This is a genomic window from Streptomyces sp. NPDC056128 (genome assembly GCF_042263835.1).
In the GTDB taxonomy this organism is placed as follows: Bacteria; Actinomycetota; Actinomycetes; order Streptomycetales; family Streptomycetaceae; genus Streptomyces.
In genome coordinates this window covers 34,091-53,806 of record NZ_JBHJVQ010000041.1, presented here as the reverse complement: position 1 = coordinate 53,806, position 19,716 = coordinate 34,091, and the positions used below count along the sequence as shown (strand labels likewise).

The window sequence follows — 19,716 nt, the reverse complement described above, 5'->3', positions numbered from 1 at the left end:
GGGGCGGCCCCCTGTCATCTGTGTCGCGGCAGGCTCAGGCGACGGGCGCCGCCGGGTCCTTGCCGGCCGGGGCGGAGGCCGTCTCGCCGGCCTCCTCGGCCAGGCGCTCCATGCCGCTCGTGGTCTTCAGCGGCTTCTCCTTGATGAACACGACGGCGACCAGCGCGAGCACCGCGAACGGCGTGGCGATGAGGAACAGGTCGGCCGTGGCGACGGCGTAGGCGTGCTCGACGATCGTCCGCATCGGTGCGGGCAGCGTGGACATGTCCGGGACGCTGCTCTCGCCCGAGGCCTCGCCGCCGGGCACGGTGATGCCCGCGCCGCTGAGTCCCTTGGTCATCTCACTGGCGACCCGGTTGGCGAGGATCGCGCCGAGGACGCTGACCCCGATGGTGCCGCCCATGCTGCGGAAGAAGGACAGCACGGAGGTCGCGGCGCCCAGGTCGGCGGCGGGCACGTCGTTCTGGGCGGCCAGCACCAGGTTCTGCATCAGCATGCCGACGCCGACGCCGAGCACCGCCATGTAGAGGCTGAGCAGGCCGAAGTGCGTCTTGGCGTCGATCGTGGCCAGCAGCGCGAGGCCGACGGCCATGATGACCGCGCCCGCCACCAGGTACCGCTTCCACTTGCCGGTCCGGCTGATCACCTGTCCGGCGACGGTGGACGACACCAGCAGGCCGAGGATCATCGGCAGGCTCATCAGACCCGCGACGGTCGGCGACTTGCCCAGCGACACCTGGAAGTACTGCGAGAGGAAGACGGTCCCGCCGAACATGGCGACACCGACCAGGAGGCTGGCGACCGTGGTCAGGGTGACGGTGCGGTTCTTGAAGATGTCGAGCGGGATGACGGGCTCGGGCGTGCGGGCCTCGACGAAGACCGCGGCGACCAGCAGCAGCACACCGCCACCGGCCAGCGCGGCGGTCTGCCAGGAGGCCCAGTCGAACTCGTTGCCGGCCAGGGACACCCAGATGAGCAGCGCGCAGACACCGGCGACGATCAGGAAGGCGCCGAGCCAGTCGATGCGCACCTCGCGCCGCGTGGTCGGCAGGCTCAGCGTGCGCTGGAGCAGGGCGATGGCGAGCAGCGCGAACGGGACACCGATGAAGAAGCACCAGCGCCAGCCCAGCCACGAGGTGTCCACCAGGACACCGCCGACCAGCGGTCCGGCCACCGTGCCCACGGCGAAGACCGCACCGAAGATACCGGCGTACTTGCCCAGCTGGCGGGGCGGGATGACGGAGGCCATCACGACCTGCGCGAGGGCGGTCAGACCGCCCGCGCCGATGCCCTGCACGACCCGGCTGAAGATCAGCAGGCCGACACCGTGCGAGAAGCCGGCCAGCAGCGAGCCGACCACGAACATGCCGAGCGACAGCTGGAGCAGCAGCTTCTTGTTGAAGAGGTCGGACAGCTTGCCCCACAGCGGGACCGTCGCGGTCATCGCCAGCAGTTCGGAGGTGACGACCCAGGTGTAGGAGGACTGGCTGGCACCCAGGTCGGCGATGATCGTGGGCAGCGCGTTGGCCACGACCGTGCCGGCCAGGATCGCGACGAACATGCCGGCCATCAGACCGGACATGGCCTGGAGTATCTGCCGGTGGGTCATCGAGGTGGGAGGCGCGTCGGCGGGCGCCTGGGGTGTGGTCACGACATCTCTTTCGGTGGTGGTCGGGTGGGTCGCGAGCCCGGCGCGAAGGCTACGCGGAGGGTGCCGGCAGACCGGCGGCGAGGAGGGTGAACACCTCGTGGAAGACGTCGAGGAAGGCGGCTTCCCGCTGATGTGCGGACCAGTGCTCCACGCTGGTCCGCACCGCGGCGCCCGCCACCGCGGCCAGCAGCCGCGGATAGAGGCCGGACGCGGCCCCCTCGGCGCCGGTGCCGCGGAGGCGTTCGGCGAGCGCGTCGGCCAGATCGGCCTCGGCCGCCATGTGGGCGCCGACGCCGCGCGCCAGGAGGTGCGGCGAGGCGTGCAGCACCTCGGCGTGCAGTCGCCACAGCTCGTGCTGCTGCTCCGCCTCGGCGAGTTCCGCCGCCATGGCCTCGCGCAGGGCCTCCAGCGGGGAGAGTGCGGGCGGCGCGTCCAGGACGGCGCGCCGCATGCGTGCCCCCGCGTCCGCGTCGATCACGACGAAGGCGTCGTCACGCGTGTCGAAGTAGTTGAAGAACGTGCGCACCGACACCCCGGCCGCGGCGCTGATCGCCTCGACGGTGACCTTCTCCGCCCCGTGCTCGGCGGCGAGCCGTACCGCGGCCTCGGCGAGGGCGGCACGCGTCGCCCGCTTCTTCCGCTCCCGCAGACCGCCTCCCGCGGCACTCTTCTCCGACATAAGTTGCATGGTATGCAAAGATGCACGGTATGCAAAATTGACTCGCGGTTCAGCCCGCGCGCCGCTCTTTGTCACAGAGCACGAACAACTTCTGTGTCCGGAGGCGAAGTTGAGGTACACCGGGCAGCAGCGCGGTCGGCACCGGGGTCGGCGCCGGTGGCGGCCGCGCTGCTCGCGCCCGCGTGCCCTCCCCGCACTCCGTCCGGAACGCGACGTGACCCGAACGGCCCGCTCGGGTACCCGGCCGGTCGGCGCGGGGTTGGGATGTGCACGAGACCCCGCGCCCTCGCCGCCCGACCGCTGTCCCGACCCGGAAAGGACCCCCGATGTCCGCCGACACGCAGCAGGCGCCCCCCGGGCTCACCGACGAGGAGCTCGCGGGCCTGGACGCCCACTGGCGCGCCGCGAACTACCTCTCCGTCGGTCAGATCTATCTGATGGCCAACCCCCTGCTGGCCGAACCGCTCCGCCCCGAGCACGTGAAGCCCCGGCTGCTCGGCCACTGGGGCACCTCACCGGGACTCAACCTGGTCCACACCCACCTCAACCGGGTGATCAAGGCGCGCGACCTCGACGCGCTGTGCGTCTGGGGTCCCGGCCACGGAGGGCCCGCCGTGCTGGCCAACGCGTGGCTGGAGGGGTCGTACAGCGAGACCTACCCGGACGTCGGCAGGGACGCGGCGGGCATGGCCCGGCTGTTCCGGCAGTTCTCGTTCCCCGGCGGCGTGCCGAGCCACGTGGCGCCCGAGACGCCGGGCTCGATCCACGAGGGCGGCGAACTGGGCTACTCCCTCTCACACGCCTACGGCGCCGCCTTCGACCACCCGGACCTGCTGGTCGCCTGCGTCATCGGCGACGGCGAGGCGGAGACGGGCCCGCTGGCCACGTCCTGGCACTCCAACAAGTTCCTCAACCCGGTGCACGACGGCGCGGTCCTGCCGATCCTGCACCTCAACGGCTACAAGATCGCCAACCCGACGGTCCTGGCCCGGCTCCCCGAGGACGAACTCGACACGCTGCTGCGCGGCTACGGCCACGACCCCCTCCACGTCACCGGCGACGACCCCGCCGCCGTCCACCGCGCCACGGCTCAGGCCATGGACACCGCCCTGGACCGCATCGCCGCCATCCAGCGCGCAGCCCGGGAGGGAGGTGCCACCGACCGCCCCCAGTGGCCGATGATCGTGCTGCGCACGCCCAAGGGCTGGACCGGACCGGCCGAGGTCGACGGACTGCCCGTGGAGAACACCTGGCGCGCCCACCAGGTCCCCCTCTCCGGCATCAGGACCAACCCCGACCACCTCGCGCAACTGGAGCGGTGGCTGCGCTCCTACCGGCCCGAGGAACTGTTCGACGACACCGGAGCCCCGCGGCCCGCCGTCCTCGCCGCCGTCCCGGAGGGCACCCGCCGACTGGGCGCCACCCCGTACGCCAACGGCGGCCTGCTCCTGCGGGAACTGCCCCTGCCCCCGCTGGAGAAGTACGCCGTGACCGTCGACGCGCCCGGCGCCGCCACGCACGAACCCACCGGCGTCCTCGGCGACCTGCTCCGGGACGTCATGGACGCCACCGCCGACCGGCGCGACTTCCGGCTCGTCGGCCCCGACGAGACCGCCTCCAACCGCCTCCAGGCCGTCTACGCCGCCAGCGGCAAGGCATGGCAGGAACGGACCCTGCCCGTCGACGAGGACCTGGACCGGCACGGGCGCGTCATGGAGATCCTGTCCGAACACACCTGCCAGGGCTGGCTGGAGGGCTACCTCCTCACCGGCCGGCACGGCCTCTTCTCCTGCTACGAGGCCTTCGTCCACATCGTCGACTCGATGGTCAACCAGCACGTCAAGTGGCTGCGCGTGACCCGCCGCCTGCCCTGGCGGGCACCGATCGCCTCACTCAACTACCTGCTCACCTCCCACGTCTGGCGCCAGGACCACAACGGCTTCTCCCACCAGGACCCCGGCTTCATCGACCACATCATCAACAAGAGCGCCGAGGCCGTACGGGTCTACCTGCCGCCGGACGCCAACACCCTGCTCTCCGTCGCCGACCACGCCCTGCGCAGCCGCGACTACGTCAACGTGATCGTCGCCGGCAAGCAGCCCTGCTTCGACTGGCTGTCCATGGACGAGGCGAGGACGCACTGCGCGCGGGGCGCCGGCATCTGGGACTGGGCCGGCACCGAGGACGGCGGCCGCGAACCCGACGTGGTGCTCGCCTGCGCCGGTGACGTCCCGACCCAGGAGGTGCTGGCCGCCGCCCAGCTCCTCCGCCGCCACCTGCCCTCACTCGCCGTGCGCGTGGTCAACGTCGTGGACATCGCACGCCTGCTGCCCAGCGGCGAACACCCGCACGGAATGAGCGACTTCGAGTACGACGGCCTGTTCACCACCGACAAGCCGGTGATCTTCGCGTACCACGGCTACCCCTGGCTGATCCACCGGCTCGCCTACCGGCGCACCGGCCACCCCCACCTGCATGTGCGCGGCTACAAGGAGATCGGGACCACCACGACACCGTTCGACATGGTGGTCGGCAACGACATGGACCGCTACCGCCTCGTCATGGACGTCATCGACCGGGTGCCCGGCCTCGCCGTGCGCGCCGCGGACGTACGGCAGCGGATGGCGGACGTACGGCTGCGGCACCACGACTGGATCCGCGAACACGGCGTGGACCTGCCCGAGGTCGCCGACTGGAGCTGGGAGGGCTCGCGGTGACCGCCACCCCGTCGACCTGGGACTACGACCACTACGACGCGGCCGAGGAGCGGCTGCGCGAGTCACTGTGCACGCTCGGCAACGGCTACTTCGCCACGCGCGGCGCGCTGCCCGAGTGCGCCGCGGACGACACGCACTACCCGGGCACCTATGTCGCCGGCTGCTACAACCGGCTCACGTCGACGGTCGCCGGCCGTGAGGTGGAGAACGAGGACGTCGTCAATCTCCCCAACTGGCTGCCGCTGCGGTTCAGGCCCGCCGGGGAGGACTGGCTCACGCCGGACACCGCCGAGGTCCTCGACCACCGCCAGACCGTGCACCTGGACTCGGGCGTGCTGGAGCGCCGCACCCGCTTCGGCCTCGGCGGGAGGCGCGTGCTGTCGGTGCGGCAGCTGCGTCTGGTGCACATGGCCGATCCCCATCTCGCCGCCCTGCGCACGGAGTTCACGGCCGAGGGCGGCCCGGTCGACCTGGAGGTGGAGTCGGCCCTCGACGGCGGCGTCACCAACTCCGGGGTGCCGCGCTACCGGGAGCTGGACGGCAGCCACCTGATCCACGTGCACACCGGCAGCGCCGACGACGGCACCGTGTGGCTGCGCTGCCGCACCCGCACCTCGGACATCCGGGTGGGCATGGCGGCCCGCACGACTGCCGACGCGCCCGTCACCCCGGCGCGCGAGCACCTGTGCGTCACCCAGCGCACGAACCTGCGCACGGAACCCGGCCGCACCGTCACCGTCGACAAGATCGTGGCCCTGCACACCTCACGGGACCCGGCGATCAGCGACCCGCTCCAGGCCGCGATCGACCGGGTGGCCGCCGCCCCCGGCCTCGACGAACTGCTGCTGACGCACCGGACCGCCTGGGGCCAGCTGTGGCGCCGGGCCGAACTCGACGTGCCCGGTGAGGCGGGCAGCATCCTGCGCCTGCACCTCTTCCACGTACTCCAGACCCTCTCTCCGCACACCGCCGACCTCGACGTGGGCGTACCCGCGCGCGGACTGCACGGCGAGGCCTACCGCGGGCACGTCTTCTGGGACGAGCTGTTCGTCCTGCCCTACCTCAACCTCCACTTCCCCGAGGTGTCCCGGGCACTGCTCCACTACCGGCACCGCCGCCTGGAACGGGCCCGGGCCGCAGCCCGCGCGATCGGCAGACGCGGCGCGCTCTACCCGTGGCAGAGCGGCAGCGACGGCCGGGAGGAGACGCAGCAACTGCACCTCAACCCGCACTCCGGCCGCTGGCTGCCGGACCACTCCCACCTCCAGCACCATGTGGGCTCAGCGATCGCGTACAACGTGTGGCAGTACTGCGAGGCCAGCGGCGACGCCGAGTTCCTGCACACCAAGGGGGCCGAGACACTGCTCCAGATCGCGCGCTTCTGGGCCGACTCCGCCGTCTGGGACGACCGGCTCGGACGCCACCGCATCCGGGGCGTCGTCGGCCCCGACGAGTACCACGAGGCCTACCCCGGCGCCCGTCTCCCCGGCCTCGACGACAACGCGTACACCAACGTCACCGCCGCCTGGGTCCTCACCCGCACCCTGGAGGTCCTGGCCGACCTCCCCGAACCCCGCCGCCGCGAACTCGTCGAACGCACCGCCCTGGGCGACGGCGAACTCGAACAGTGGGACACCGTCTCCCGCACCCTCCACGTCCCCTTCCACGAAGGCGTCGTCAGCCAGTTCGAGGGCTACGGCGACCTCGCCGAACTCGACTGGGACGGCTACCGCGAGCGCTACGGCGACATCCGGCGCCTGGACCGCGTCCTGGAGGCCGAGAACGACAGCGTCAACAACTACCAGGCGTCCAAACAGGCCGACGTGCTGATGCTGGGCTACCTGTTCTCGCCGACCGAACTCCTGTCCCTCTTCGGCAGGCTGGGCTACCACCTGGACGAGGAGACCTGGCAGCGCACCGTCGACTACTACCTGGCCCGCACCTGTCACGGCTCCACCCTCAGCGGACTGGTCCACGGCTGGATCCTGGCCCGCGCCCGGCGCGCCGAGGCCTGGACCTTCTGCCAGGAGGCGCTCAAGGGCGACGTCGCCGACCTCCAGGGCGGCACCACCGGCGAGGGCATCCACCTCGGCGCCATGGCGGGCACCCTCGACCTCGTCCAGCGCGGCCTGACCGGTCTGGAGACCCGCGCGGGCGCCCTGTGGCTGAACCCGGTGCCGTTGCCGGAGCTGTCCTCGTACGGGTTCTCCATCCGCTACCAGGGCCACTGGGGCGTCCGGTTCCGGCTGGAGCACGGCCGGCTGGAGATCGCGGTACCCGAATCCGGTCCGCTGCCGATCGACGTGCGGCTGCCGGACCGCGAGGTGCGACTCCAGCCGGGCGACACCTGCCGCCTCGCGCTCCCCGACTGACGCCGGGGACCGTCAGCCCGGCAGCGGCTGGGTCACCGTGCGCGGGAACCCGTCCGGCCTGCCGTCGGTGTAGGTCAGGGTGATCCGGGTGTAGCGCCGCTCACCCGGGTCCCCGTCCGAGGCCGTGGGCCGGTCGAGCCGGACGGTCACGGGATAGGAGCGGAACGCGCCCGCGGCGCAGTAGGGGTCGCAGTCGTTGACGGCGTTGCTGCCCCGGCCCACCGCGGCCTCGGCGTCCCAGCGGTACCAGCGCATCGACACCAGACGGCTGTTGCCGTCCCCGCAGGCCAGGATGAACGTCCCCGGCCGCACCTCCGGCTGCCCGGCGCAGTCCACCAGCACCGGGTCCGTCGTCTGCTGGGCCGGTGCCGTCGGTGCGGCGGTGGCCGAGCCCAGGGGTACTGCGAGCGCGGCAGCGGCACACAGCGTGACCGCCGCCCTCATCGGGTTCCTGCCCATGTCTGCTCCCAGCCGTCTCGGGATCGCTTGTCTCCGCTCTCCTTTCCCCGTACGACCGTACGACCGACCCACGAAACGCACCACTCGTACGGAGTAGCGTGACCGCCTGGCGGCGGCCGCCGTCGCGCCCCGGGGTCAGAAGTCCACCGGATCACGTACCAGCGGACACGTCATGCAGTGACCCCCGCCCCGGCCGCGGCCCAGTTCCGCGCCCACGATGGGGACGACCTCGACGCGGGCCTCGCGGAGCAGGGCGTTGGTGGCGGTGTTGCGGTCGTAGGTGAAGACCACGCCGGGTTCCACCGCCACGGCGTTGTTGCCGCTGTCCCACTGCTGGCGTTCGGAGGCGTAGGCGTCGCCGCCCGTCTCCACCACCCGCAGCGCGGAGAGGCCGAGCGCCTTGGCGACGACGTCGGCGAAGGGGGTCGTGCCCTCGTCGACGACGTCGAAGCCCGGCGCCCGGTCGGCGGGGCGCAGCGAGAAGGTGTGGACCCCGTCCATGATGCGCGGATAGAGGGTGACCACGTCGCGGTCGGCGAAGGTGAACACCGTGTCCAGGTGCATGGCGGACCGCAGCTTCGGCAGCCCGGCGACCACGACGTGCTCGGCCGCGCCGTTGCGGAACAGCGCGCCCGCGACCTGGGTGATCGCCTGGCGCGAGGTGCGCTCGCTCATGCCCATGAGGACGACGCCGTTGCCCACCGGCATGATGTCCCCGCCCTCGAAGGTGGCCTGACCCCAGTCGCGTTCGGGGTCGCCCCACCACACCGTCGAGCCCCTGAAGTCGGGGTGGAAGGTGTAGAGCGCCTTCATGAGCAGCGTCTCGTCGTGCCGCGCCGGCCAGTACAGCGGGTTCAGGGTGAGTCCGCCGTACAGCCAGCAGGTGGTGTCGCGGGTGTACAGGGTGTTGGGCAGCGGCGGCATCAGGTACTCGCGCGCGCCGGTCGACTCCCGGGCGAGCGCGAGGTACGGGGAGCGGAAGTCCTCGGGCAGGTCGCCGGTGGCGAGACCGCCGACCAGGTACTCCGCGAGTTCCCGGGGCGACAGGGTCTCCAGGTAGGCGCGGGTCGCGTCGACGAGTCCGACGCCGACCCGGTTGGCGACGATCTTCCGGTCCAGGAGCCATGCCTTCGCCTCCGGGATCGCCATGATCTGCGCCAGCAGGTCGTGCAGCTCCACCACCTCCACCCCGCGCCGGCGCAGTTCGCCGACGAACGCGGCGTGGTCGCGCTGGGCGTTCTCCACCCACATCACGTCGTCGAAGAGCAGGTCGTCGGAGTTGGTGGGGGTGAGCCGCCGGTGCGCGAGACCCGGCGAACACACCAGGACCTTGCGCAGTCTGCCGACCTCGGAGTGGACGCCGAGCGCGGGCTGCGCGGCGCTCTCGTTGCTGGTCACACTGCCTCCTTGAGAAGGACTCACAAGCTGATCCACCCGGCCGCCAGGGCGACGAGACCGAGCACGGCGCCCACCACGGAGACGGCCAGGACGACTAGTTCTCCGGGCGAGAAGAGCCGCCGGCCCTGTTCCCGGCGGGCCATCACGAACAGGGCGGTCGCGGGGGCATAGAGGATGAAGGACACCAGCAGGAACTTCAGACCGGCCGCGTACAGCAGGAACACCGTGTACAGCGTCGCCACGACCGCGCAGGTCAGTTCCCGCCGGGAGGTGCGGCCGCCCTCGGTCCGCGGATCGTCCCGGCTGCCGATCCGCACCGCGAACCCCGCCGCCAGCAGGTACGGGACCAGGGAGAGGGCGCTGGTCAGGTTGAGCGCGAAGTTGAACGCGTCGTCCGAGAAACTGGTGGCGATCAGCACCACCTGGGTGAGCAGCGAGGTCATCAGCAGCGCCGGCACGGGCACGTCCACGGCGTTGGCACGGCGCAGGAAGCGCGGCATGTCGTCGTCCTTGGCCGCGACGAAGAGCACCTCCGCCGCCATCAGTGTCCAGGCCAGGTAGGCGCCCAGCACCGACACGATCAGGCCGACGCTGATGAACACCCTGCCCCAGGTGCCGACGGCCGACTCCAGCACGCCCGCCATGGACGGCTGGCGCAGGCCGGCGATCTCGTCCATCGGCATGATGCCGTACGACACGATGGTGACCGACGCGAAGACGGCGAAGACGCTGAGGAAGCCCAGCACCGTCGCCCGGCCCACGTCGGAGCGGCGTCTGGCGTGCCGGGAGTAGACGCTGGCGCCCTCGACGCCGAGGAAGACGAAGACGGTGGCCAGCATGGTGCCGCGCACCTGGGTGAAGAGGGAACCGGCGTAGTCGGCGCCGCCGAAGTTGTCGGCGAACACACCCGGTTCGAAGTACACCAGGGCCAGGATGACGAAGAAGACGATGGGGACGAGCTTGGCGACGGTGACGACCTTGTTGATGGCGGTCGCCTCCTTCACACCGCGCCGGATGATCCAGAAGAAGGCCCACAGCCCGAGGGAGGACAGGACGACCGCGAGGGCGGTGTCCCCGTCGCCGAGGGCCGGCCAGACGGAGCCCACGGTCGACATGATGAGGACCCAGTAGGTCACGTTGCCCACACAGGTGCTGGCCCAGTAGCCGAAGGCGGCGAAGAAGCCCAGGTACTCGCCGAAGCCCGCCTTGGCATACGCGTAGACACCCGCGTCGAGGTCGGGCCGGCGTACGGCGAGGGACTGGAAGACGAAGGCCAGCATCAGCATGCCGGTACCGGCGATCGCCCACGCGATGAGCGCCCCGGCGACGCCGGTCTCCTCGGCGAACCGCCCCGGCAGGGAGAACACACCTGCGCCCACCATCGACCCGACGACCATGGCGGTCAGGGTGAACAACGGCAGTTTGGCGGTGGGCGGGGATGCGCCGTCGGCGTCGGAAGCAGCGGCCTGCGACATGCCGTCCCTCCGGGTGGCTGGGCGACTGGGACCACTGTGCCTCAGGTGGTGGAGGCGGGCATCCCGGCCGGGGCGCCGGTCACTGCGCGGTGCGCAGGTCGGTGCCGCGCCGGGCCAGGCTGAGGACGCCCATGACGATCAGGCCCACACCGAGCAGCTGCGGCACGACCCACCAGTCACCGCGCACGTCCTCGCGGTACAGGACCACGCCGAGCAGCAGGCTGACCGTCGCGTCGCCCAGGGTCAGGGCGGGCTGGGAGGCGACGAGCGGGCCGCCCTGCATGGCGTGCTCCAGGAGCAGCACGGCACACACCCCGGCCGCGGCGAACCCGTAGGTCTGCCAGGCGGTCAGGAAGCCGGTCACGCCGTCGGAGTCCAGGACACGCATGGAGTCCTTCATCAGACCGGCCGTCAGCGCGTAGCAGACCGCGGTGGCCGCGCCGAGGCATCCGGCGCGGGCCTTGCCTACGGGCCGCTTCAGTCCGGCCGCCGCGAGCAGCACGGCCGCCCCGGCACATGCCGCCAGCGCGGGCACCCAGCGGTCCAGCGGCACGTCCGCCTCGCCGTGGTCCGGTGCCGCCGAGACCAGCGCGATGCCCAGCCCGACGACCACCGCGCCCACGGCGAGCCACATGACCTGGGGCAGCTTGCCACCGGTCATCAGCGAGGCGAGCAGCAGGGCCAGCGGAAGCTCCAGCACGAACAGGGGCTGTACGAGTGACAGGGGCCCCGTCGCCAGTGCCACCGCCTGCCCCACACCGGCCACCACGACGGCCAGCATGCCGCCGAGCCACACGGGCCGCCGGAGCAGGTCGAGGACGAGCCCCGGGCGGAATCCCTGTGACTGCGGCACGCTCAACGCGGCACGCCGCTGGAGCACGGTGGCCAGCGCGTTGCTGAACGCGGCGAGGAGTGCGAAGAGCACCGGCAGCACAAAGCCCATCCACCGATACTCACCCCGATTCCCCCCGGCCGCGCGCCGCACCGCGCCCAGGGGGACGGTGTGGTCAGCTGCCGCCCTGCGCGGACGGCTCCGCGCTCGCGGTCTCCTGCTTCTGCTTCGGCGCGGCGGCGTCGGCGGCGGTGTAGTAGACCGAGGAACCCTGCTTGGTGCGCTGGGCCTGGTTCTTGGCGACGAGCCCCTCGAGGGTGGTGCGCACGACCGTGGTCTTGACGTTGCGCTCGGCGTGGGCCTTGCCCAGCGCCGTGGTGACTTCCGCGGCGGAGCGCGGCTCGCTCGCCTCGACGAGGTGGGTCCGCACCAGTTCGACCAGCGTGGGCTGGGCGGTGGCCTGCGCGGGTGCCTTCTTGGCCGCGGGCTTGGCGGCGGCCTTCGTGGCCGCCTTGGTGGTGGCCTTGCCGGCCTGCTTGGTGCCGGCCTTGGGGGCCTGCTTCACGGCGGACTTCGCGGCCGGCTTGGCGGCGGGCTTGGTCGCCGACGGCTTGGTGGCCTGCTTGACGCCGGGCTTCGGCGCGGCGGCACGCTTGGGGGCGCTGGCGGCCTTCTTGCCGCGCGAACGCCCGCGGGTGGCCGGCTCGGCGGGGGCGCTGTCGCGCGGCGCGGGCACGGTGGCCGCACCGGTGGCGGGCTCCGGCGCGGTGATGCCGAGCGCCTGCTGCACGCTCACCAGGAGGGTGTGGTCGTGCTGCAGCGCGGCCAACTGCTGCTGGAGCGCGGTGAGCTCCGCGCTGACACGTTCCTGCTCCTTGACGTTGCGCTCCAGGTCGTCGGTGACCTGGACGCTGTACTGCGACGCCAGTTGGGTGGCGGACTGCGTCGTGCTCTCGGACATGAGGGTGACTCTCCTCGATTCGCGGCCGTGAAGGCTCGTGAGGAACGGCGGGACACACAGATAGTACGGATGAACAGCGTCTGTTGTTCCCCTGTTTGCTGCCGGGCCGGTATACCACGTATGGCCGCCGACGTGGTATGTGCCGGCGCAATCTCGTGTGTGTGTTCGGAACACATGCCCCCCGTGCTCACCCGCCCTGGGGCACCTCCACGATCTTTCCGTCCTTGTCGACGGTGTGTGTCTGCCAGTAGGTGTCCCACTTGTCGCCGACGTGCTCGGGCACCTTGCCCTCGGGGTAGCGGGTGTAACCCTTGGGCGGTTCCTCGTCGTTGGGCACACATGCGCTGCCGGTGCCGCCGATGGTCATGACCGGGTACTCGCCGCCGCCGCAGGCCGCCTCCTCGATGGAGCAGCCGGTCATGACCGCCGCGGCGGCCACACAGGCCAGGACCAGATGAACTCGCTTGCCGTTACGCACGATTGGCTCCCTCGGGTGACTGATGTCCCAAGCCTCCCGCGACGTGTGGGACACATCATGAGTACGGATACTCAATCGGATGTGCCCTACTGCCTGACGCGTGTGACCAGACGGTCCACCCGGCGTCCGGCCGCACGTGCCTCCCGCTCCGCCCCGGTCACCGCCTTCCGGGCCGTACGGGCCCCTTCCTCGGCGGCCAGCCGTTCCCGCCCGGTCCGGTCGAGATCCTCGCGTGCCGCGCGCAGTTCGTCATCCGCGGCCGAGACCGCCTCGCGGGCCCGGTCGTGTTCCTCGTCCGTCCGCCGGAGCAGCGCCTCGGCGTCCGCCTGCCGCGCCTGTGCGTCCCGCAGTTGTTCCGCGGCCCGCTCCGCCTCCTGTTCGGCGCGTGCGAGGTCCTCCTGCCGTTTGCGGCGCCGCTCGGCGAGTTCGTCCCTGGCCCCGGTACGAGCCGGTTCCTTCCGGGGCGACGCTTCGGGTGTCGCGGGTGCGGCCAGGGCGGTGTCCGACGGGAACTCCGACGGCGGGGTGAGCGAGACCTCAAGGCGCCCACCGGACCACCGGTCGGCCGCGTCCTGGTCGGCGAGGACCGCGCGCAGGGTCGACTCCACCTCCCGCTGCGCCCCCTGCGACAACCGGTGCCCGGCCTCGTCGGCGAGCTGCGCGGCCTGCCGGGACAGGGCGGCGACGATGCGCCGCCGCTGCGCCGACAGCTCCCTGAGCCCGGCGGCGTCCAGGGTGCGGTGCGCCTCCCGCAGTGACTGCCCCAGTTCCAGGAACCGCCGGCTCTCCTCCGGCTGGGAGCGGGCCAGCAGGTTCGCCGCCCAGGCCGCGAGCGTGGGCCTGCGGGCGGCGTGGATCAGCCGCGCGTCCTCCTTGCGGCCGTCCGTCCTCGCGGCGGCGGCGCGTTCCTCGCGGCGGGAGACGAAGTCGGACGGCGGGGTCGTGTACAGCTCGTCGAGGACCGACTCGACCGAGCCCGTGTCAACCGAGCCCGTGTCGGGGGTGCCGGTCTTCCCGCCCTGCCCGCTCCTGCGCCGCATGGCCGTCCGCCTCCTCCCTCGGGGCCCGCGCTCATACCTCCTGTCTACGGTCACCCCGCGCGCCCCGCGACCGGAGCGGGACCCGGGCGAGTGTGCCGGTGCGCCGCGTGACGCGGCGGGCGGCCGTCAGCCGAAGGTGCGCCGGTAGGCGTGCGGACTGACTCCGGTCGTGCGCTTGAAACGGTCCCGGAAGGCGGTGGGCGAGCCGAAGCCGACCTGCGCGGCGATGCGTTCCACGGAGTGCTGGGTGGTCTCCAGCAGGTGCTGCGCCTGCCGGACACGGGCCCGGTGCAGCCACTGGAGCGGGGTGCTGCCGGTCTGCTCGCGGAAGCGGCGGATCAGCGTCCGGGTGCTCATCCCGGCGTGCCCGGCCATGTCGGCGAGGGTGAGGTCGCGGGCCAGGTTTTCCCGCAGCCAGGTGAGCAGGGGTTCGAGGGCGGAGCCCCGGGGCACGGGGGTGTAGTCGTGGACGATGAACTGGGCCTGGCCGCCCTCGCGTTCGAGGGGCATCACCGACAGCCGGGCGGCGTGCGCGGCGACCGCCGAGCCGTAGTCGCGCCGGATCATGTGCAGGCACAGGTCCAGCCCCGCGGCGGCGCCCGCCGAGGTGAGGATCTGCCCGTTGTCGACGTACAGGACGTCCGGGTCCACCTCGACCTCGGGATGGGCTGCGGCCAGGAGGCCGGCGGCGATCCAGTGGGTGGTGGCCCGCAGACCGTCCAGCAGCCCGGTGGCGGCCAGCGGGAAGGTGCCCGAGCAGATGGAGGCGATGCGGGTGCCGTCGGCGGCGGCCTCGCGCAGCGCGTCGAGAACGGCGGGGGAGGGCGGGTCGGCGGCCGCCGCCGTACCGGGCAGGATGATCGTGTCGGCGTCCTTCAGCCCGTCCAGGCCCCAGGGCGCGCGCAGCGTGAAGGCGCCGGCGTCGACCTCGGGCCGTTCGGCGCACACCCGGATCTGATAGCCGGGGCGGCCGTCGGGGAGCCGGGTCCGCGTGAAGACCTCGATCGGCGTGGACAGGTCGAACGGGATCACCTGGTCCAGCGCGAGAACGGCGACGGTGTGCATGGCCGGAAGGCACCTCCTCACGGGGCGGCGGCCGTGGCCCTGGTCGCCGAGGATTCCATTGAACCGCAGGTCAGGACGGTGTCCGCGGTCGTGGCGATTTCCCGTTGAAAAATGTCACTCCCGTTTGCCTAATTGAATTAGGCAAGTGCATAATCGACGAAGCAAAGCGCGACGCAGCGAGACGCACCACCACCGCCGGAGGCGACATGCACACCACGGACGACTGGATCACCACGCCCCTCACCGGGGACCTCCTGCGGGGCGCCCTCGACCTGGAGCGCACGGAGCACGGCCTGCTGCCCCACCGGCTGCCCGCCGTGGCCCGCGCCCAGAACACCGACGGACAGCTGGCCATGGCCGAGTCCCAGCCCTCCGGCGTACGCCTCGTCCTGCGCACCCGCGCCACCGCGCTCGAACTGGACACCCTGCCCACCAAGCGGGCCTACGTCGGCGCCCCGCCACGCCCGGAGGGTGTCTACGAACTGCTCGTCGACGGCCGCCCGTCCGGCCGGGGCACCGTCGCGGGCGGCAACACCCTGACCATCGACATGACCACCGGCACGACGGACGTCGAGCGCGGCCCCGTCGGCACCCTGCGCTTCGCCGGCCTGCCCGAGGGCGGCAAGGACATCGAGATCTGGCTGCCGCACAACGAGACCACCGAACTCGTCGCCCTGCGCACCAACGCCCCCGTCGAGCCCGCCCCGGACCACGGACGCAGGGTCTGGCTGCACCACGGCAGCTCGATCAGCCACGGCTCCGACGCCGCGGGCCCCACCACGACCTGGCCGGCGCTCGCCGCCACCCTCGGCGGCGTCGAACTCGTCAACCTCGGACTGGCCGGCAGCGCCCTGCTCGACCCGTTCACCGCGCGCGCCATGCGCGACACCCCCGCCGACCTGATCAGCGTCAAGATCGGCATCAACGTGGTCAACGCCGACCTCATGCGCCTGCGTGCCTTCGGCCCGGCCGTGCACGGCTTCCTCGACACCATCCGCGACGGCCATCCCACCGCCCCGCTGCTGGTCGTCTCGCCCATCCTGTGCCCCGTCCACGAGGACACCCCCGGCCCCCTCGCCCCCGACTTCTCCGGCGTCGCCGAGGGGCGGATGAGCTGGGTGGCCACGGGTGACCCGGCGGAGCGCGCGAGCGGGAAGCTGACCCTGAACGTCATCCGGGACGAGCTGACCAGGATCGTGGCGCAGCGGTCCGCCACCGACCCGCACCTGTACTACCTGGACGGCCGCGACCTCTACGGCGAGGCCGACACCGCCGAACTGCCCCTGCCCGACGGCCTCCACCCGGACGCGGCCACCCACCGCCGCATGGGCGAACGCTTCGCCAAGCTGGCCTTCGCCGACCAGGGCGCCTTCAGCGGCTGACCCCGACCCCGACCCTCATGTCCCGACGACCGCGGCGAAGCGCCGGGCGACCTCGTGCCAGACCGCCGCGGCCGCGGGCTCGTCGCGCTCCGCCCGGCGGGACAGCTCCACCGGGTCCAGTCCTCTCGCCCGCAGCCGCCCGGCGTCCCACGCCCGGACCCGGTCCGCCCCGGCCTCGGGGTGGAACTGCACGCCCCACGCCCGCTCACCGACCCGGAACGCCTGGTACGGGCACCGCTCGCTCTCCATCAGCCAGGTGGCGCCGGGCGGCAGGGCGGTGACGGCGTCCTTGTGGTGCTCGACCGCCGTCACCCGCGAGGGCAGCCCCCGGAAGAGCGGATCGTCCCCGGCCTCGGACCGCAGGCTCAGCGGCGTGCTCCCGAACTCCGGTTCGCCGTGGTCGCCCCGGACCGTCCCACCCGACACCTGGGCGAGCAACTGCCCGCCGAGGCAGATCCCGAACACGGCCCTACCCCGCTCCACCGCCTCCGCGACCACCGCGCGGGTCGGCGCGAGCCAGGGTGCCCGCTCGTCGTCGTCGGGCAGATAGCCGCCGCCGAGCACCACCACGCCCTCGTGCTCCGCACGCCGGGGGAGTGGCGCACCGGCGTACGCGTGCACCACGTCCAGCGACAGCCCCTCCGCGACCAGCCAGTCACCGAACCGGCCCGGCCCGCCACCGTCATGGTTCTGCACCACGAGCACCCGCGGCATCGCCCACCCCCACGCTCCCGCGCCCTCACCTGCGCGACATGTACAGACTCAGAGCCTTGTGCAGCACCCGGTTGAGCGGATAGTCCCACTCGCCGAGGTACTCGACCGCCTGCCCGCCCGCGCCGACCTTGAACCGGACCAGTCCCAGCAGGTGGTTGTCCTCGTCCAGGGTGTCGGTGATGCCGCGGAAGTCGTAGACGGCAGCGCCGCCTTCGTGGGCGTCGCACATCATCCGCCACTGCAGGGCGCTGCTGGGCTGCACCTCGCGACGGCGGGCGGTGGACGCGCCGTAGGAGTACCAGACGTGCTCCCCGACGGTCAGCATGGTGGCCGCGGCCAGCACCTCCCCGTCGTGATGGGCGAGGTAGAGACGCATACGGTCCGGGTCCTCGGCCGTCAGCGCGGTCCACATGCGCCGGAAGTAGTCGAGCGGCCGGGGGACGAACCGGTCCCGTTCGGCGGTCTCGACGTACAGCTCGTGGAATGCGCCCAGATCCTCCTGGTCGCCCCGGACCACCTTCACGCCCGCCTTCTCCGCCTTCTTGATGTTGCGGCGCCACTGCTGGTTGAGGCCGTTGTGCACATCCTCCAGCGACCGCCCCGCGAGCGGTACCTGGCAGACGTAGCGCGGCTGGCCCGCCGCGAATCCGTCCTCGGTGCCCGCTGCGGCGCGCCGCCAGCCCATCCCGCGCAGTCGTTCCGCGAGCTCGTCGGCCCCGGCCTCCCGCACCGTGGCCTCCACGTCACCGAGCCGCCGGGCTCCCGGGTCGGCGATCGCGGTCTTCACCGCGTCGGCGCTCCAGCGCCGGGCCACCACCGGAGGGCCCATCCTCACCGAGAAGGCGCCCCGCGAGCGCAGATACGCGAGCATCGGCTCCAGCAGACTCTCCAGATCCGGGGCGCCCCAATCGATGACCGGACCCTCGGGCAGGTAGGCCAGACAGCGGCGCAGCCGCGGCAACGGCCGCAACAGCACGAGCCCGGCGCCCACGAGCGTGCCGGACTCGTCGAACCAACCCAGGCTCTCGGCGCGCCAGTCGGGTTTCACGTCTCCCCACGCGGGGGTCTGGAGATGGCTCACGGACGGGCGGGCCGCGACGAAACGCAGGTGTTCCTCGCGGCTGATCGCCTTCACGTGCCGGCTCATGGGCGGCGCCCCTTCGTTCGACGTCGTTGGGTGGGGGAGACGGTCGACGGGGTCGGTGGGGCCGCCGTCCCCACCTCACAGGGAATACCGGCGGCGGCCGATCCGCGCGGGCTACCGGCCGTTCGGGCCGCCCCGGCACCGGCCCACCCGCCGCCCGCCGACCACCCCACCCGAGTGCTCCGCCCGGCGCGCGAGGGCGCGGAACCGGTGCCAGCGTGGGTGGCCTGGACGGTGCGGGACAGGACGGAGCGGACGGTCATGGCACGGGCGATCTGGACCGGTGTGATCACGTTCGGGCTGGTCTCCGTGCCCGTCGGCCTCTTCACCGCGACCGAGGACCACACGGTCCACTTCCACCAGTTGCAGCGCGGCACCTCGGACCGGATCCGCAACCGGCGGGTCAACCAGCGCACCGGCGACGAGGTCGACGCCGCCGACATCGTCAAGGGATTCGAGGTGAGCGACGGCGAGTACGTCGTCGTGGAGCCCGGCGAACTCGACGAGATCGCGCCGGGCCGCTCCCGCACCCTGGAGATCACCGACTTCGTCGACCTGGACCGGATCGAGCCGGTGTACTTCGGCCGCACCTACTACCTCGCCCCGCGCGGTGAGGAGTACTTGAAGGTCTACGAGTTGCTGCGCACCGCCCTCGCCGAGACCGGCAAGGCGGGCGTCGCCACCTTCGTGATGCGCAACCGGCAGTACCTGACCGCGCTCCGGGCCGAGGGCCGGGTCCTGCTGCTCCAGACGCTGCACTGGGCCGACGAGGTCCGCGACCCGGTCGAGGAACTGCCCGAGCTGCCGACGGGCCGGGTGGGCCGCGGCAAGGAACTGGACATGGCGCTGCGGCTGGTCGACGCCCTCAGCGGCCCCTGGGATCCGGCCCGCTACCACGACACGTACCAGGAGAAGGTCCGCGAGCTGGTCCGGGCGAAGGCCGAGGGCGAGGAGATCGCCGTCGCGGAGGAGGCGCCGCGGGCCACCGACGTCGTCGACCTGATGGACGTACTGCGGGGCAGCCTGGAACAGGCGCGGGGCGCGGGCGGCAAGCGGTCGTCCGCACCGCGGAAGAAGGCCACCGTCCCCTCTCGCGGTGCCCGGCCCAAGCGGTCCGAGCTGCGGGAGCTGAGCAAGGCCGAGCTGTACCAGCGGGCCACCGAGCAGGACATCGCCGGGCGTTCGAAGATGAGCCGCGCCCAGCTCGTCGACGCGCTCACCGGTGCCGGCGGCCGCGGCAGAAAGAAGAGCGCCGCCTGAGCCGGGAACCCGGACGGGCGGGGGGCCGCCGCGGATGTGGGCTGGGGGTGGGTGGGGATGCCCCCCCCGCGCGGGCCACACAGGGCCGG

Annotated in this window: 16 protein-coding genes; 4 read left to right on the top strand and 12 right to left on the bottom strand. The window is 72.3% G+C overall.

What is annotated here, in order from left to right:
• Positions 1 to 34: 34 nt before the first annotated feature.
• Both ACFC1X_RS37805 and ACFC1X_RS37800 read right to left on the bottom strand, forming a co-directional pair.
• Positions 35 to 1,609 carry an MDR family MFS transporter gene (locus ACFC1X_RS37805; protein ID WP_376363323.1) on the bottom strand — a complete coding sequence of 525 codons (1,575 nt, stop codon included), beginning with the start codon at positions 1,607 to 1,609 and terminating at the stop codon, positions 35 to 37.
• A gap of 91 nt (positions 1,610 to 1,700) precedes the next feature.
• Positions 1,701 to 2,339: a TetR/AcrR family transcriptional regulator gene (locus tag ACFC1X_RS37800; RefSeq protein WP_376363317.1), complete on the bottom strand. Its 639-nt coding sequence runs from the start codon at positions 2,337 to 2,339 to the stop codon at positions 1,701 to 1,703.
• A gap of 317 nt (positions 2,340 to 2,656) precedes the next feature.
• On the opposite strand from ACFC1X_RS37800, the gene ACFC1X_RS37795 reads away from it, so the two are divergent.
• Both ACFC1X_RS37795 and ACFC1X_RS37790 read left to right on the top strand, forming a co-directional pair.
• Positions 2,657 to 5,047: a phosphoketolase gene (locus ACFC1X_RS37795; RefSeq protein ID WP_376363315.1), complete on the top strand. Its 2,391-nt coding sequence runs from the start codon at positions 2,657 to 2,659 to the stop codon at positions 5,045 to 5,047.
• A complete protein-coding gene (locus ACFC1X_RS37790; RefSeq protein ID WP_376363312.1) occupies positions 5,044 to 7,419 on the top strand; it encodes a glycoside hydrolase family 65 protein in 2,376 nt (791 codons plus the stop codon). The genes ACFC1X_RS37795 and ACFC1X_RS37790 overlap by 4 nt, the downstream gene beginning before the upstream one ends.
• A 12-nt stretch (positions 7,420 to 7,431) precedes the next feature.
• Here the strand turns inward: ACFC1X_RS37790 and ACFC1X_RS37785 are convergent, their stop codons facing one another.
• The 8 genes from ACFC1X_RS37785 to ACFC1X_RS37750 all read right to left on the bottom strand — a co-directional run bounded on the left by ACFC1X_RS37785 (position 7,432) and on the right by ACFC1X_RS37750 (position 15,127).
• Complete coding sequence (locus ACFC1X_RS37785) at positions 7,432 to 7,878, bottom strand: hypothetical protein (protein ID WP_376363309.1); 447 nt, start codon at positions 7,876 to 7,878, stop codon at positions 7,432 to 7,434.
• 135 nt (positions 7,879 to 8,013) lie between these two features.
• The gene (locus tag ACFC1X_RS37780; RefSeq protein WP_376363307.1) at positions 8,014 to 9,276 is read right to left on the bottom strand and encodes an arginine deiminase; all 1,263 of its coding nucleotides are present in this window, start codon (positions 9,274 to 9,276) and stop codon (positions 8,014 to 8,016) included.
• Positions 9,277 to 9,296: 20 nt separating this feature from the next.
• Positions 9,297 to 10,751, bottom strand: coding sequence for a basic amino acid/polyamine antiporter (locus ACFC1X_RS37775; protein WP_376363304.1), 1,455 nt, complete (start codon positions 10,749 to 10,751; stop codon positions 9,297 to 9,299).
• Between the two features lie 79 nt (positions 10,752 to 10,830).
• Entirely contained in the window at positions 10,831 to 11,694 is an 864-nt protein-coding gene (locus ACFC1X_RS37770) for a DMT family transporter (protein ID WP_376363301.1), read from the bottom strand.
• Positions 11,695 to 11,758: 64 nt separating this feature from the next.
• Complete coding sequence (locus ACFC1X_RS37765; RefSeq protein ID WP_376363298.1) at positions 11,759 to 12,544, bottom strand: hypothetical protein; 786 nt, start codon at positions 12,542 to 12,544, stop codon at positions 11,759 to 11,761.
• A 187-nt stretch (positions 12,545 to 12,731) separates the two neighbouring features.
• Entirely contained in the window at positions 12,732 to 13,022 is a 291-nt protein-coding gene (locus tag ACFC1X_RS37760) for an SCO0607 family lipoprotein (RefSeq protein ID WP_376363295.1), read from the bottom strand.
• 86 nt (positions 13,023 to 13,108) lie between these two features.
• Complete coding sequence (locus ACFC1X_RS37755) at positions 13,109 to 14,062, bottom strand: hypothetical protein (RefSeq protein WP_376363292.1); 954 nt, start codon at positions 14,060 to 14,062, stop codon at positions 13,109 to 13,111.
• Positions 14,063 to 14,188: 126 nt separating this feature from the next.
• Positions 14,189 to 15,127 (bottom strand): GlxA family transcriptional regulator, encoded by a 939-nt coding sequence (locus ACFC1X_RS37750; protein ID WP_376363289.1) that lies wholly within the window; start codon positions 15,125 to 15,127, stop codon positions 14,189 to 14,191.
• A gap of 206 nt (positions 15,128 to 15,333) precedes the next feature.
• On the opposite strand from ACFC1X_RS37750, the gene ACFC1X_RS37745 reads away from it, so the two are divergent.
• Positions 15,334 to 16,509, top strand: coding sequence for a GDSL-type esterase/lipase family protein (locus ACFC1X_RS37745; RefSeq protein WP_376363285.1), 1,176 nt, complete (start codon positions 15,334 to 15,336; stop codon positions 16,507 to 16,509).
• A gap of 15 nt (positions 16,510 to 16,524) precedes the next feature.
• Here ACFC1X_RS37745 and ACFC1X_RS37740 read toward each other — a convergent pair whose 3' ends face one another.
• Positions 16,525 to 17,223: a type 1 glutamine amidotransferase gene (locus ACFC1X_RS37740; protein WP_376363282.1), complete on the bottom strand. Its 699-nt coding sequence runs from the start codon at positions 17,221 to 17,223 to the stop codon at positions 16,525 to 16,527.
• A 25-nt stretch (positions 17,224 to 17,248) separates the two neighbouring features.
• On the bottom strand, positions 17,249 to 18,370 hold the full coding sequence (locus tag ACFC1X_RS37735; protein ID WP_376363279.1) for a lipid II:glycine glycyltransferase FemX: 1,122 nt from the start codon (positions 18,368 to 18,370) through the stop codon (positions 17,249 to 17,251).
• Between the two features lie 258 nt (positions 18,371 to 18,628).
• Here ACFC1X_RS37735 and ACFC1X_RS37730 point away from each other — a divergent pair, with 258 nt between their 5' ends.
• Entirely contained in the window at positions 18,629 to 19,627 is a 999-nt protein-coding gene (locus tag ACFC1X_RS37730) for a Ku protein (RefSeq protein WP_376363276.1), read from the top strand.
• The last annotated feature ends 89 nt before the right edge of the window (positions 19,628 to 19,716 follow it).

Excerpts from the sequence above, each read along its gene's own strand:
- ACFC1X_RS37805 (WP_376363323.1), bottom strand. The coding sequence starts at position 1,609 with ATGACCCACCGGCAGATACTCCAGGCCATGTCCGGTCTGATGGCCGGC.
- ACFC1X_RS37800 (WP_376363317.1), bottom strand. The coding sequence starts at position 2,339 with ATGCAACTTATGTCGGAGAAGAGTGCCGCGGGAGGCGGTCTGCGGGAG.
- ACFC1X_RS37795 (WP_376363315.1), top strand. The coding sequence starts at position 2,657 with ATGTCCGCCGACACGCAGCAGGCGCCCCCCGGGCTCACCGACGAGGAG.
- ACFC1X_RS37785 (WP_376363309.1), bottom strand. The coding sequence starts at position 7,878 with ATGGGCAGGAACCCGATGAGGGCGGCGGTCACGCTGTGTGCCGCTGCC.
- ACFC1X_RS37775 (WP_376363304.1), bottom strand. The coding sequence starts at position 10,751 with ATGTCGCAGGCCGCTGCTTCCGACGCCGACGGCGCATCCCCGCCCACC.
- ACFC1X_RS37770 (WP_376363301.1), bottom strand. The coding sequence starts at position 11,694 with ATGGGCTTTGTGCTGCCGGTGCTCTTCGCACTCCTCGCCGCGTTCAGC.
- ACFC1X_RS37765 (WP_376363298.1), bottom strand. The coding sequence starts at position 12,544 with ATGTCCGAGAGCACGACGCAGTCCGCCACCCAACTGGCGTCGCAGTAC.
- ACFC1X_RS37755 (WP_376363292.1), bottom strand. The coding sequence starts at position 14,062 with ATGCGGCGCAGGAGCGGGCAGGGCGGGAAGACCGGCACCCCCGACACG.
- ACFC1X_RS37750 (WP_376363289.1), bottom strand. The coding sequence starts at position 15,127 with ATGCACACCGTCGCCGTTCTCGCGCTGGACCAGGTGATCCCGTTCGAC.
- ACFC1X_RS37745 (WP_376363285.1), top strand. The coding sequence starts at position 15,334 with ATGCACACCACGGACGACTGGATCACCACGCCCCTCACCGGGGACCTC.
- ACFC1X_RS37740 (WP_376363282.1), bottom strand. The coding sequence starts at position 17,223 with ATGCCGCGGGTGCTCGTGGTGCAGAACCATGACGGTGGCGGGCCGGGC.
- ACFC1X_RS37735 (WP_376363279.1), bottom strand. The coding sequence starts at position 18,370 with ATGAGCCGGCACGTGAAGGCGATCAGCCGCGAGGAACACCTGCGTTTC.
- ACFC1X_RS37730 (WP_376363276.1), top strand. The coding sequence starts at position 18,629 with ATGGCACGGGCGATCTGGACCGGTGTGATCACGTTCGGGCTGGTCTCC.